At 54.5% G+C, this 13,698-nt stretch carries 11 protein-coding genes and 1 pseudogene; 3 read left to right on the top strand and 9 right to left on the bottom strand.

Annotation, left to right across the window (positions count from 1 at the left end; all coding sequences use genetic code 11):
• Positions 1 to 26: 26 nt before the first annotated feature.
• The 6 genes from MHI43_RS08160 to MHI43_RS08135 form a co-directional block, all read right to left on the bottom strand.
• The gene (locus MHI43_RS08160) at positions 27 to 1,568 is read right to left on the bottom strand and encodes a flotillin family protein (RefSeq protein WP_036666244.1); all 1,542 of its coding nucleotides are present in this window, start codon (positions 1,566 to 1,568) and stop codon (positions 27 to 29) included.
• A 4-nt stretch (positions 1,569 to 1,572) separates the two neighbouring features.
• Positions 1,573 to 2,106 (bottom strand): hypothetical protein, encoded by a 534-nt coding sequence (locus tag MHI43_RS08155; RefSeq protein ID WP_015734081.1) that lies wholly within the window; start codon positions 2,104 to 2,106, stop codon positions 1,573 to 1,575.
• Positions 2,107 to 2,308: 202 nt separating this feature from the next.
• Positions 2,309 to 3,472: an iron-containing alcohol dehydrogenase gene (locus tag MHI43_RS08150; RefSeq protein ID WP_036666246.1), complete on the bottom strand. Its 1,164-nt coding sequence runs from the start codon at positions 3,470 to 3,472 to the stop codon at positions 2,309 to 2,311.
• A gap of 174 nt (positions 3,473 to 3,646) precedes the next feature.
• Positions 3,647 to 5,236, bottom strand: a complete 1,590-nt coding sequence (locus MHI43_RS08145; RefSeq protein ID WP_036666248.1) for a UDP-glucose--hexose-1-phosphate uridylyltransferase — start codon at positions 5,234 to 5,236, stop codon at positions 3,647 to 3,649.
• A gap of 19 nt (positions 5,237 to 5,255) precedes the next feature.
• Positions 5,256 to 6,245: a UDP-glucose 4-epimerase GalE gene (gene galE, locus MHI43_RS08140; RefSeq protein WP_015734078.1), complete on the bottom strand. Its 990-nt coding sequence runs from the start codon at positions 6,243 to 6,245 to the stop codon at positions 5,256 to 5,258.
• Position 6,246: 1 nt separating this feature from the next.
• Positions 6,247 to 7,425, bottom strand: a complete 1,179-nt coding sequence (locus MHI43_RS08135; protein WP_036666250.1) for a galactokinase — start codon at positions 7,423 to 7,425, stop codon at positions 6,247 to 6,249.
• A 187-nt stretch (positions 7,426 to 7,612) separates the two neighbouring features.
• On the opposite strand from MHI43_RS08135, the gene MHI43_RS08130 reads away from it, so the two are divergent.
• On the top strand, positions 7,613 to 8,476 hold the full coding sequence (locus tag MHI43_RS08130) for an AraC family transcriptional regulator (RefSeq protein ID WP_015734076.1): 864 nt from the start codon (positions 7,613 to 7,615) through the stop codon (positions 8,474 to 8,476).
• A 116-nt stretch (positions 8,477 to 8,592) separates the two neighbouring features.
• On the opposite strand, the gene mgrA is transcribed toward MHI43_RS08130, so the two are convergent.
• The 3 genes from mgrA to MHI43_RS08115 all read right to left on the bottom strand — a co-directional run bounded on the left by mgrA (position 8,593) and on the right by MHI43_RS08115 (position 11,291).
• A complete protein-coding gene (gene mgrA, locus MHI43_RS08125; protein ID WP_036666289.1) occupies positions 8,593 to 9,609 on the bottom strand; it encodes an L-glyceraldehyde 3-phosphate reductase in 1,017 nt (338 codons plus the stop codon).
• Between the two features lie 124 nt (positions 9,610 to 9,733).
• Positions 9,734 to 10,486: an NAD-dependent protein deacylase gene (locus tag MHI43_RS08120; protein ID WP_036666252.1), complete on the bottom strand. Its 753-nt coding sequence runs from the start codon at positions 10,484 to 10,486 to the stop codon at positions 9,734 to 9,736.
• Positions 10,487 to 10,523: 37 nt separating this feature from the next.
• Positions 10,524 to 11,291 (bottom strand): HAD family hydrolase, encoded by a 768-nt coding sequence (locus tag MHI43_RS08115; protein ID WP_036666254.1) that lies wholly within the window; start codon positions 11,289 to 11,291, stop codon positions 10,524 to 10,526.
• A gap of 212 nt (positions 11,292 to 11,503) precedes the next feature.
• On the opposite strand from MHI43_RS08115, the pseudogene MHI43_RS08110 reads away from it, so the two are divergent.
• Together MHI43_RS08110 and ilvD are read left to right on the top strand one after the other, a co-directional pair.
• A pseudogene (locus tag MHI43_RS08110) lies at positions 11,504 to 11,743 on the top strand (general stress protein); the annotation flags it as partial.
• Between the two features lie 237 nt (positions 11,744 to 11,980).
• Complete coding sequence (gene ilvD / locus MHI43_RS08105) at positions 11,981 to 13,669, top strand: dihydroxy-acid dehydratase (RefSeq protein ID WP_015734072.1); 1,689 nt, start codon at positions 11,981 to 11,983, stop codon at positions 13,667 to 13,669.
• Positions 13,670 to 13,698: the final 29 nt, after the last annotated feature.

Raw genomic sequence — 13,698 nt, 5'->3', positions numbered from 1 at the left:
CCTGCCACCATGTATTCCGGCCCTGCCTAGGGCTTGATCCACTCTTCCTTAGCGGCACTTGTCTCTACAGGGACCGGTACAAGTTCCTGCTCGATTGACACCGGCTTTTGAGCCGTGGCGGATTTCTTCGTTGTTAATCCCTTAATGAGATCCTCCACGTCAATCCCGGACACACTCTTCAGCATCTCAGGCGCCGTGGACATCAGCTCGGTCACATAATTGCTCACGCGAGCCGCTCCTTCGCCTTTGCCCGTATCGACAACCGTCAGCTTGTCGATGGACGAGATCGGCTGAGCAATCTTGCCGGCAAGCTCAGGCAGCATTTTCACGATGATATCGAGCACAGCAGCCTCGCCGAACTTCTGGAACGCTTCGGCCAGCTTCTCTTTGGCATCGGCTTCGGCAATACCGCGCAGACGGATGACTTCGGCTTCGGCCGTACCTTTCGCGCGCTCGGCATCCGCAACCGCCATACCATCTAGGCGCTTCTGCTCGGCAGACGCTTTGGCCTGCGTTTCGATGGAGTATTGCACAGCATCCGCTTCGCGCATCTTCCGGGCTTTATCCGCTTCGGCGGCCTGCTCAACGGCATAGCGATCCGCTTCGGCTTTTTTCTTCACGTCCGCATCATACTGCTTCTCGCGAACCATGATTTCTTTTTCCTGCAGGTCGATTTCGCGTTCCTTTCGAACGAGCTCAACCTTCATCTGCTCCTCAACCACCGTTTGTCTGGCTCGGGCTTCCTGAATATGATAAGCTTGGTCCGCTTCGGCCTTCGCCGTATCCTGCTCCTTCTTAAAGGACGCGACTTTCAGCTCACGTTCCTTCTCGGCTTCCGCGATATTGGTATCGCGTACGACCTCGGCCTTCTGTCCTTCTTCTTCGGCGCGCGCCTTCTGAATCCGCGCATCCCGCATCGCTTCGGCTTCGGCAATCTCCGCATCCCGTTTGACCGTAGCGATCCGCGGTTTACCAAGCGCTTCCAGATATCCGTGCTTATCGCGAACGTCCTTAATGGTAAAGGAGACGATCTGCAGACCCATCTTCTTCAGGTCTCTTGCTGCAACCCCCTGAACTTCCTGCGCGAACTTGTCGCGGTTACGATATACTTCCTCTACGGTCATGGAACCGAGAATGGCACGAAGATGGCCTTCCAGCACCTCCTGGGCTTCACCCTTCAGCGCTTCAATGGGCTTGCCCATGAATTGCTCGGCTGCGGTCGCCACATCTTCGATCGAGCTTCCCACTTTAATGATGGCCACCCCGTCCGCCATAACCGGCACGCCTTGCTCCGTGTACACTTCCGGCGTCATGACATCCAGTTTATGAGATAAGAGCGATACGAATTCGGATCGCTGAAACACGGGGAGTATAAAAGCGCCGCCGCCGCGAACGATTTTGATTTTGCGGCCGGATTCGTCCTCCGACAAATTTTTGCTTCCCAAAAAAGAACCGGTGACAATCATCGCTTCATCCGGGCTCACCGTTTTGTAGCGGGCCCAGAACGCAAGTCCTAACACGACAATGACGCCTACAACAATCGACGGAATTACTAAGTACTCTGGCATTGAATCAATCCTCTCCTTTTCGTTCTTCCAGTTCGGACACCCTTAGGACGCCATCAACAATGTCGACAACCACCACGCGGACACCTGCCGGAAGCGTTTGGCGATCAAAGCTTGAGGCAATGTGCATCGTGTTGCCTGCGCCGACCTTGACCATCACTTCCCCGAATCCTTCTGCAGGAAGCGGCACCGTGACTACGCCGATCCTGCCCGCAAGCTCCTTGATGGAAAAGCCCGTCGAGTTCTCGCTGTTCTCCATCGGTTTCACGTACCCGAAGTAGACGAGAATCGAAATGACGATGGCCGCCAAGACAGATAGCGTTACATGGGCACCTGCCGCCAATTCCGTGTATTTCGTCAGCATGATTCCGGTTCCGCCGAATACGGTGATTCCCCCGGCGATCACAACCGGATTGAAAAAATCCACTGACAAAAAGTCCAACAATCCGTCAAGCGCCGAGCTAAGTATGTCGCCTAGCACCACGGTTACGATGGCGAAGATCACGCCTCCGATCAGACAGCCCCAATATAACGCTTCCATGTTGATTGCCCCCTCTGGAATTCCTTACTGTGTATAACAAGTAATACGGCAAAATGTTTGCTAAAGTTTCAATTATTTGCCTCAAACGTATGAAAATCTCTTCATATCTATATTCGACGCCCCAGCAAAAAAGCCTGCACGGCTTGAACCGGCAGGCTTTAAAACCATTTTTATTCCTTGTCAGCTAACGACAGGACAACCCCTATAACGACATCCGATAGATTTCAACGACGTCCTCGCGCTGCAGCTTGCGGAAGTTGCCAAAAGGACCGAAGCGCATCGCTTTATCGGCCATGGACCCGATCTCGCGGTCGTCGATATCGTAATCTCCCAGCGTGCTCGGCGCACCGATGGAAGTCCAGAAGCGGCGAAGCGCCTCGATTCCTTCCAGTCCGGTCGCTTCATCGCTTTTCCCGGCCGAATCAACACCGAATACATTCACGGCAAGCGACTTGAAGCGCTGAGGATCCGCGTTCAGATTATATTTCATCCAGTTCGGGAACAAGATCGCCAGGCCGCCGCCGTGCGGAATGTCGTATACGGCAGACACCGCATGCTCGATGTTATGGGTTCCCCAGTCGCCGGCCATTCCCATGTTGATCATGCCGTTCAGCGCCATCGTACCGCAGTACATGATCGTCTCGCGGTGCTCATAGTTCTCCAGGTCCTCAACCAGCTTCGGCGCCGTATCGATAACGGTTCGAAGAATCGTTTCGCAGAAACCGTCCTGCACCGGCGTATTGGTATCCTGATGGAAGTAGTGCTCCAGTACGTGGGACATGATATCCACGATGCCGTACACCGTTTGATCCCGGGGAAGGGAGAAGGTATGCACAGGGTCCAGAATCGAAAAGGCGGGATAAGCATGCGGGCTGCCCCAGCCCATCTTCTCTTGGGTCACTTCATTGGTGATGACGGAGCCGCCGTTCATCTCCGATCCCGTTGCGGCCATCGTAAGCACCGTTCCAAGCGGCAGACCCGCTTGCGGCACGGCTTTGCGCTCTACGAAATCCCACATATCTCCGTCATACTTGGCCCCTACGGCAATCGCTTTGGAGCAGTCGAGAACGCTTCCGCCGCCAACGGCCAAAATAAGGTCGATGTGATGCTCCCGGCACAATTCCACTCCTTTATGTACCGTTGACAGGCGCGGGTTCGGTTCCACCCCGCCAAGCTCCGTCACCACCGCATTCGCTTCTTTCAGCAAGGCGATGACCTGATCGTAAAGGCCGCTGCGCTTGATGCTGCCGCCGCCGTACACCAGCAAAACGTTCCGGCCGTATTTGGCCACTTCACCGCTTAAAGCACTCAGCTTGCCCTTGCCAAAAATCAACTGAGTCGGATTATGAAAGACAAAAGGTCTCATGTCACATTACCTCCATCGCATCTGGTTTGCATCTAATTCATTCATGCGTGCTTTTTCATTCTATACCATTCCCATTAAGCAAAACAAACAGCCGTCCTTCTTTCGGAAGATCGGCTGTTTGAATGAATCCTAGTTATCGTTAACTTCAAAACATCATATATCCACCATGAATATCTAAATGCTGTCAGGGACGTATCCCATATGGCTCAGGAATCGCTGAAATGCCTGCTGCCCTTCCGCCGTCTGTTTGTATACCCCGGCATGCTCCAAAATCGTCGTGAATTTGCTGCCGACCTCCCGGCGTACCAGCTGGGTGGCCCCGGCTTTATCGGATGCGGTTATGCCCCGGCCCCGCAGCTCCTCGATCCATTCGCCGTGGACGGCGAGCGGATGGTCAGCGGCCTGGCTGTCCGCATACAGTGCCTCGTTCCCCGCCAGAATCTCGGCGATCTGATCCAGCTCTTCCTTGAGCCTGCCCGGCAGGATCGCCAGCCCCATCACTTCGATCAAGCCGATGTTTTCCTTCTTGATGTGGAACATCTCCCGATGAGGATGAAAGATCCCTTCGGGATGCTGCTCGTTGGTGCGATTGTTCCGCAGAACCAGATCCATCTCATAGATGCCCTCGTCATTACGGCGGGCAATCGGAGTCACCGTATTATGGCGGACCCGTTCGCCGTCCGCTTCGCTGAAGGCCTCAATGTCTGCCGAAGGGTCGCTGTAGGTTTTCCAGCCCTCGTAAATGCCGTTCGCGCATTCAAGCAGCGAATCCCGATCGCTTGAGGATAGCCGGATCACCGACATCGGCCATTTCACGATGGCAACGGATACCCCCGGATAATCCCCGTGCGTAAACCCGGCCACCTTCGGCGCTTTCTGGATCGGGAAGGTATGCCGCCCCCCCTGGAAATGATCATGTGTGAGAATGGAGCCCCCGACAATCGGAAGATCCGCGTTCGATCCGAGAAAATAATGCGGATAAGCATCAACAAAACTCAAGAGGCGGGCAAGCGTCGCCTTGGTCAGCTTCATCGGCACGTGATCGTGGTGGAACACGATGCAGTGCTCGTTATAGTAAACATACGGCGAGTATTGGAAGAACCATGGCTCACCGTTCAACTCCAGCGGGATAATGCGCAGGTTTTGCCGTGCCGGGTGATTGACCCTGCCTGCATAACCCACGTTCTCCCGGCAGAGCTGGCATTTCGGATAAATCGGCGGAGGCAGCAGTTTGGCCATGGCGATTTCCTTCGGACTCTTCTCCGGCTTGGATAGATTGATCGTAATCTCAATATCGCCGTACGCGCTGGCATGCCGCCAGTATTCGTTTTTGGCTACGCGATCCATCCGAATGTAGTTGGAGTCGATGCACAGGTTGTAAAATTGCCGGGTAGCCTCGATGATCCCCTGCTCCTGCTCTACCGTCCGAAACCGAGCGGTTACTTCCGAAGGTCTTGCCATGAGGCGGCCCATGATTTTGGCGTCCAGCAAATCCCGGTACGTATCGGTATTCTCCGGGATCATGCCATGCGCCGCACCGTAATCGATCAGGATGTCGAGCATAGCCTGGGGCCCATCCGGCATCAGGTCGTTCACTTCGTCGCCGTACGGCTCGCTGAACCCGAAATCCTCCAGCAGCAGGTTGCGGCTGTAATCCGCATCCGCTGCCTGGATCAGGCCTTTATGAAGCGCGAATCGCACCAGCATTTCAATGGCATGCAGAACCTGCTTGGATTCGGGAGTACTTGATGTTGCAGCATTCATGTTCATCGTCCCCCTTGGATTAATTGTCGCCGTAACCGTCCGGACGGCTGCTGTGCCACTTCCATGCGCTCTCGATAATCTCCTCCAGCGTCGTTCTGGACGGCGTCCATCCGAGAACCGTGCGCGCTTTGTCCGAAGACGCCACCAATACCGCAGGGTCACCCGCACGGCGGGCTTCCATGACAACCGGAATGTCGGCACCCGTTACCCGCTTCGATGTCTCGATCACTTCCTTGACCGAGAACCCGAGTCCGTTGCCGAGATTGAACACATTGCTGGACTCGCCGCGACGAAGGTATTCAACCGCGCGCAGATGCGCATTCGCCAGATCGCTGACGTGAATGTAATCGCGGACGCACGTGCCATCGGGAGTTGCGTAATCGTCGCCAAACACCGAGATGCTGGCGCGCTGCTTCAAAGCGGTTTGCAGAACGAGCGGAATCAAGTGGCTCTCCGGCCGGTGATCCTCGCCGATCTTGCCGCTGGCATGCGAGCCGGCCGCGTTGAAGTAACGAAGGGAGACATATTTCACCCCGAGCACGGTATCGAACCAGGACATCATCCGTTCCATCATCAGCTTGGTTTCCCCGTACACGTTCGTCGGCTGGGTCCGGTCCGTTTCCTCGATCGGCACCTTCTCGGGCTCACCGTAGGTCGCGGCCGTTGAAGAGAAGACGATCTTTCGAACGCCCGCCTCATTCATGGCTTCCAGCAGGCACAGCGTGCCGTACACGTTGTTATCGTAATATTTCACCGGATCCTTCATGCTCTCGCCGACCAGAGAATTCGCGGCAAAATGGATAACGGCATCAATATCGTTGTCCGAGAACAGCTGCTTCAGCAGCGCCTTGTCGCGCAGATCGCCGACATACAGCTTTCCGCCCAGCAGCGCTTCGCGATGACCCGTCTCCAGGCTGTCGATGACTACAACGTCTTCCCCTTGCTCCAGCAGCTCCGCCACGGTATGTGAACCGATATAACCCGCTCCGCCAGTCACTAAAATAGCCATATTATTCGCCCTCCTTCACTTCATGCACGCCTTGACCTACGCCGCATACGTAGAAGTCCGCCTTCAGTCCCGTTCTGGCCTCATACTGCTGTCCCACTTCCGCGATGAAACGTTCCACCGCGTCCTCGTGCACGAGGGATACCGTGCAGCCGCCAAAGCCGGCTCCCGTCATTCTGGAACCGAGCGTACCCGGAATCCGCTGGGCTTCTTCCACCAGAGCATCCAACTCGTCGCCCGTGACTTCGTACAGATAACGCAAAGAGTCATGGGACTGATTCATGTACTGTCCGAAAACTTCCAGATTTCCCTCTTTCAAAGCCTTCACGGAATCAAGCACGCGCTGGTTCTCCTCAACGACATGCTGGGCGCGTCTTCTGACGGTCTCATCCTGGATGCTATCCCGCAAGGTTGCGAATTGATCCGGATTCAGCTGGGCGAGATACGATAACGCCGGGAGCTCCTTTTGCAAAATTTCCAAAGCGCGGTCACATTCGCTGCGGCGTTCATTATATTTGGAATCGACGAGTCCGCGCCGTTTGTTGGTATTCGAAATCACGATTTTGTATGCTCCGGTCCGGAAAGGCACCAGCTCATACTCCAGCGTATCGCACATTAACAGAATGGCATGATCCTGCTTGCCGTTGGCTACGGCGAATTGATCCATGATGCCGGAGTTGACGCCGACGAACAGGTTTTCCACCCGCTGCGAAAGCTTTGCGATCTCCACCGTATCCGTCTCCTTGCCCTCCATCTTCAAGAAGGCGTAAGCCGTGACCACTTCGATGGACGCCGAGGACGAGAGGCCTGCCCCGTTCGGGATATCCCCGTGGTACAGCAGGTCATAGCCGCTGCTGAGCCCGCAGCCGATTTTATTCAGCTCGGTAATGACGCCGACCGGGTAATCCGTCCATTGATCGATTTTGTAGCCATAATCCTCGTCCAGACTGATCGTTAATTCATAGGGGATATTGGTGGATGAAAAGCTCACCTTGTTATCGTCACGCGGTCGGATAATTAAGGTTGTGCCAAACTCCAGGGCTGCCGGAAGCACATAGCCCCCGTTGTAATCCAGATGCTCCCCGATCAGGTTCACGCGCCCTGGCGCATTAAATAGGCGAACCTTATGCTGGCTCTCACCGTGCTTGTCCATAAATCTTTCCATAAGCTGTTGCGTCGTCACTGCCTATCACTCCATCCTGTACATATGGTAGTTTTACTGTCTTCAGTATAATGGAAATCTCGTTAACCGATAATGAAATCTTGTGTGTTACATATGGATTTATGTGACTTATGGAGGTACAATAAATTCATGATCACGAAATCCCTATAGTTCCTCTTTTTCCCAAACTCATTGTAAAGGAAAATGAATGATGAAACCAACCTATTCTGTTGCTTCCAACCCAGCACAGCAAGGCGGCGGCTGGCTCCACGTGCGATTCGCCGGCGAGAGCCAGACCCTTCCGGAGCATGCGTTGGGGCCCAAAATATTCGATCATTACCTCTTGCACATCATCGAATCGGGCCATGGCGTATTTCGGACCGAAACCGACAGATACCAGCTCGGGCCCGGCGATTGCTTCCTGATTCATCCCGGCCAGATTGTCAGCTATGTATCCGATGCGAGCCAGCCGTGGCGCTACCGCTGGGTCGCCTTTGACGGAGAACACGCCGATGAAGAGATATCCCGTTTGGGGCTCACGCCCGAAAAGCCTGTCCTCCACCTCGTGGAGAACAACCCCATTCCCGGCTATGTATCCCTCATCCAGGGCCATTTTCAATCCAGGGAAGAAAGCTCTCACATGGCCGCCATCGGTTACCTGCATTTAATCTGGGCCGAGATCATGAATCAGAGCGACCGGCCGTCCCGATTGACGCTGTCAGAACCCCAGGTCCAGCGCACGGTGAAGCAGATGATCAGTTACATGGCTTCCCAATACGCCCATCCCGTCTCGATCGAACAGATGTGTACGAGCCTGGGCTACAACCGCGCATACCTGTCACGGATCTTCAAGCAGGAAACGGGCATGACTCCGATCACGTATCTGCTTAAATTAAGAATCGACCAATCCAAACGGCTGCTGCGCGAACGTCCCGATTTGTCCATCGAGCAGGTTTCCGCATCGGTCGGACTGACCGATCCGCTCTATTTCTCGCGCCAATTCAAGCGGCTCGTCGGCCGATCCCCGTCGCGGTACCGCAAGGACATCATCTCTTCATCCGCGCTTACTTAAAGATTGCGCCCAAGCCATCCCTTGGCAAAAAAAGGAGCGTCCTTCAGGCCGGTTATCATCCTAAAGGCGCTCCTTTTCATGTATCTATTTCAATGCCACCATGTTTTCGCCAGTATCTATCCTTCCGAAGAAGATGCATTCTCCGTTTTGAGAATCGCTTCTATGCGATCCAGCTCTTCCTTCGAGAACTCCAGATTGTTCAAGGCAGCCACGTTGTCTTCAATCTGGCTTACTTTGCTAGCTCCGATCAGGGCAGACGTCACCCGGCCGCCGCGCAGAACCCAGGCGAGCGCGAATTGAGCCAGACTCTGGTTCCGGGCTTGGGCGATTTGGTTCAAGGCTCTGATCTTGCGCAGCGCCTCAGGCGTGATATTGCTTTCGTTCAGGAACACGGATGCGCTTGCGGCACGGGAATCGACAGGCACGCCGTTCAAATATTTGTTCGTCAAGAGCCCTTGGGCAAGCGGCGTGAATGCGATGCTTCCGACCCCGTTCTCTTCCAGGACGTCAAGCAATCCGTTCTCCACCCAACGGTCCAGCATGGAGTAGCTCGGTTGATGGATGAGCAGCGGGGTACCCAGGCTTTTCAGGATCGATATCGCTTCCCGGGTCTTCTCCGGCGAATAGTTGGAGACTCCGACATACAGCGCCTTGCCGGAACGAACGAGATGATCCAGCGCTGCCATGGTTTCCTCGAGCGGCGTTTCCGGATCCATCCGATGATGATAGAAAATATCCACATAGTCCAGGCCCATTCGCTTCAAGCTCTGGTCGAGGCTTGATACCAGATATTTACGCGATCCGAAATCGCCGTAAGGACCGGGCCACATATAATAGCCGGCTTTGGACGAAACGACGATTTCGTCACGATATGCCTTAAGGTCTCTGGAAAGCACTTTACCGAAAGTCTCCTCGGCAGAGCCTGCAGGAGGTCCGTAATTGTTCGCCAGATCGAAGTGGGTGATGCCCAGATCGAAGGAGCGCGTAATCATGTTCCGCCCGTTCTCGTACGTGTCGACGCCACCGAAATTATGCCATAATCCAAGGGAGATCGCGGGAAGTTTCAGCCCGGACCGCCCCACGCGGTTATACTTCATTCCTTCATAGCGGTCTTCGCTAGCCACATAGGTCACTTGCAATCCCTGCCTCTCTAAGTGAATAGGTCCATTGCTAAATTCCATCTTATCGCGTTTGGTCTTCCTTTGACAAGAAAACGATTACAGGGACAGGTACGGCAATACGCCGCCTTTTGTCCCCTCACGTGCTGATCAGTTTATCCACCTGCGTCATGACTTGACCGATCCGATCCGCAATCAGGAGGCCTGCCCGATGATCGTATGGGGTTGGATCTGCATTCAGCAAAGCTACCTTGCTTCCATGAAAATAGGAGATCAAACTCGCAGCGGGGTGTACCGTCAGGGAAGTCCCCCCAATAATCAACAAGTCGGCCGTCGATATTTCCTGGATCGAGCGCATGATGACGTTCTGGTCCAATTCCTCTTCATACAGCACGACGTCCGGCCGAACCAGCCCCCCGCAATCCTTGCAGCGCGGGACGGTTTCCTTAATGTCCAGAATATCCTGAAGGCTGTAGAATCGGGAGCAATCCATGCAATAATTGCGGTGCACGGAACCGTGAAGCTCCAGCACCTCGGAACATCCCGCCGACTGATGCAGGCCATCGATATTCTGCGTGATGACCGCCTTTAGCTTCCCGTCATGCTCGAGTCTCGACAATAGGCGGTGACAGCCGTTCGGCTGCGCATGCGGGTGCAGCATCTTGCTCCGGTAGAAGTCGTAAAACACTTCCGGATGCTGCATAAAAAAAGTATGGCTGAGCATGACCTCCGGCGGATACGGAGACTGGTGCTCGCTCTGGTACAGTCCGGCTGCCGAACGGAAGTCTGGTATTCCGCTCTCGGTGGAGGTACCGGCTCCCCCGAAAAAAACAATGTAGTCGCTCGCTTCGATCCATGTTGCCAACTGCTCGATCTTTTCCCTGTTCTCCACTCTTATACACCTCCGTACAGCCCTTAAAATAACACGTCTACCTGTGCACGTCTAATTCATTATAATCGGATATGACAACATCGGCATCTGTCAGATGCGCCGGCTCCCCTTCATCCGTCATTAAACCTACGGCCAGCGCAGCGCCTGCTTGCTTCGCCATCTGCATATCCGCGTTGCTGTCGCCGATGACAACCGCTTCCTCCGGTTTGATTCCGAGCCGGCGGCATGCCGCCTCGGTCATTTCGGGGTGCGGCTTGCCATTTCGAACCTGATCTCTTCCCATAATGACCGTAAAGTACGAGCGAAGCCCCATCCATTCCAACTGCTCCACGGCACCTGAGGTTTGATCCGAAGTCACCACTGCCATCTTCACGGAGGCCAAGCTGCATTTTTCCAGGAAATGTTCCAGTCCGGGCATCGGGAATGCCGGCTTTCGCTGACGGACTTCGTACATGGCATTTTTCGTAATCTGATGGACCTGTACAATCGCCTCGTTCCATGGCATCCCGGCTGCGTACAATTGCCAGGCCAGAAGCCCGTTGGTCTCCTCCACGGTGCCCATGGCGAGCGGACCCCGCAGATCATACCCCGATACGCGTCCGCCGGCATCGTGCTTGGTCCCCAGCACCTTCTCTTTCGGCAGCGTAAAGCCGGATCCCATCAGCTCCAGCCGTTCCTCCATGAACTCGAGCACATAATCGGCCCATCCTCCCCACAGCGCCATGAAATGAAGCAGCGTACCGTCTTTATCAAACAAGATCCCTTGGCAGGGAACGGTTCGTCCTTTCACTTGAACAAACGGCAACGGTTCAAAACCTCCCTATCCTATTCTTGATCATACTCTTATTAAACCATGAAATAAACTCTGATTTAAGCGTTATTGGCGCATGGGATCAAGAAATCGCTCCGACTTGAAAATTTACCAATCTTTAGTCGAATGTTTTGATTCATGACAAATGGACCGTGGTAAGTAACATATACGCATAGCAAATACGACGGTAAAGGAGTGATTTGTTCATGGCCACCAACAGCAATCGAAAGATGACCCGCGAAGAAGCCGGACGTCTTGGCGGCGAAGCCACGGCCAAAAAACACAGCCGCGAATTCTATCAGGAAATCGGCAAAAAAGGCGGCAAAGCGACGTCCAAAAACCATAGCCGCGAGTTTTACCAGGAAATCGGTCAAAAGGGCGGCGAAGCCACCTCGCGGAATCATAATCGCGAATTCTATCAGGAAATTGGCCGCAAAGGCGGCAAGAAATAGCATACCTTTTCAGTAGGAAGCCTGTTCCCGACCAAGGGGGACAGGCTTTTTCTTGGCCGTCACGACAGCCTTCCTTCCATCGCTTCCTATTAATATCATGTAGAAAAACCTACCTTTTTGTGATAGACTCATTTAAAACCTATTCGCTGTTTACAGGTACCCGGCTGCTTTGCCGGAAGACCGCGCTAAAGCGTAACAATTTTATAATAGATCTGGGGGGAAATCGACATCATGACAACCAAAAAAATGCGTTCAGACATGATCAAGAAAGGTTTTGACCGGGCGCCGCACCGCAGCTTGCTGCGTGCAGCAGGCGTTAAGGAAGAGGATTTCGGCAAACCGTTCATCGCCGTGTGCAACTCTTACATCGATATCGTTCCGGGTCACGTGCATCTTCAGGAATTCGGCAAGATCGTGAAGGATGCGATCCGTGAAGCCGGCGGCGTTCCGTTCGAGTTCAACACCATCGGCGTGGATGACGGAATTGCCATGGGACATATCGGCATGCGCTACTCGCTGCCAAGCCGCGAGATCATTGCGGATTCCCTGGAAACCGTTGTATCCGCCCACTGGTTCGACGGCATGGTGTGCATCCCGAACTGCGACAAAATTACGCCAGGCATGCTGATGGGCGCCCTGCGCGTTAACATCCCGACGGTGTTTGTCAGCGGCGGACCGATGAAGGCCGGCGTGGACAGCAAAGGCCGCAAATTGTCCCTGACTTCCGTATTCGAAGGCGTCGGCGCTCACCAGGTCGGCAAAATCAATGACGATGAGCTCCTGGAATTGGAACAATACGGATGTCCAACCTGCGGATCCTGCTCCGGCATGTTCACCGCCAACTCCATGAACTGCCTCGCCGAAGCGCTGGGTCTGGCTCTGCCGGGCAACGGCACCATTCTTGCCATCGCCGAAGAGCGCAGAGAGTTTGTTAAACAATCGGCCAAACAATTGATGGAACTTGTCAAAATGGACCTGAAGCCGCGTGACATCGTAACCCTGGAAGCTATCGACAATGCGTTTGCGCTCGATATGGCGATGGGCGGCTCCACCAACACGGTGCTTCATACATTGGCGCTTGCCCAAGAAGCCGGCCTTGATTACCCGCTGGAGCGGATCAACGAAGTCGCTGACCGCGTTCCTCACATCTCCAAGCTGGCTCCGGCTTCGGATTACTTCATCGAGGACGTGCATTTGGCAGGCGGAGTAAGCGCGGTTCTGCACGAGCTTCTGAAGAAGCCGGGCGCATTGCACGGGGATTGCATTACCGTAACCGGCAAAACGCTGGCCGAGAACGTAGAGGGCTGCGAAATCCAGGATGAGAACGTCATCCATCCGATCGATTCCCCGTATTCCGAGCGCGGCGGACTCGCGGTACTGTACGGCAATCTGGCTCCTGAAGGCTCCATCATCAAAGTCGGTGCGGTCGATCCGTCGGTTGGCGGATACCATAAAGGACCTGCCATCTGCTTTGACTCCCAGGACGAGGCGCTTAGCGGCATTGCCAACGGCAAGGTCAAGGAAGGCCATGTGGTTGTCATTCGATACGAAGGGCCGAAGGGCGGACCGGGCATGCCGGAAATGCTGGCGCCGACCTCGCAGATTGCAGGCATGGGGCTTGGAGCCAAAGTCGGTCTGATCACGGACGGACGCTTCTCCGGCGCTTCCCGCGGCATCAGCATCGGACACATCTCGCCGGAAGCGGCTGAAGGCGGACCTATCGCTTTCGTTGAAGACGGGGATATCATCGAGCTGGACCTGAATAAACGGACGATTCAATTGCTGGACGTTTCCGAAGAGGAAATGGCTGTACGCCGCAGCAAATGGGTTGAGTTCGAACCGAAAGTGAAAACCGGTTACCTTGCCCGCTACTCGAAGCTTGTGACCAACGCCAGCTCTGGCGGCGTATTGAAAATCTAATCCTTAATAAAGCAAAGGGGTTATCCCGC

It is taken from the genome of Paenibacillus sp. FSL H8-0457, from assembly GCF_038051935.1.
Taxonomy (GTDB): Bacteria; Bacillota; Bacilli; order Paenibacillales; family Paenibacillaceae; genus Paenibacillus_AQ; species Paenibacillus_AQ lautus_A.
Note: the sequence above shows the minus strand (reverse complement) of the source record. Positions and strands in the feature narration are given on the sequence as shown.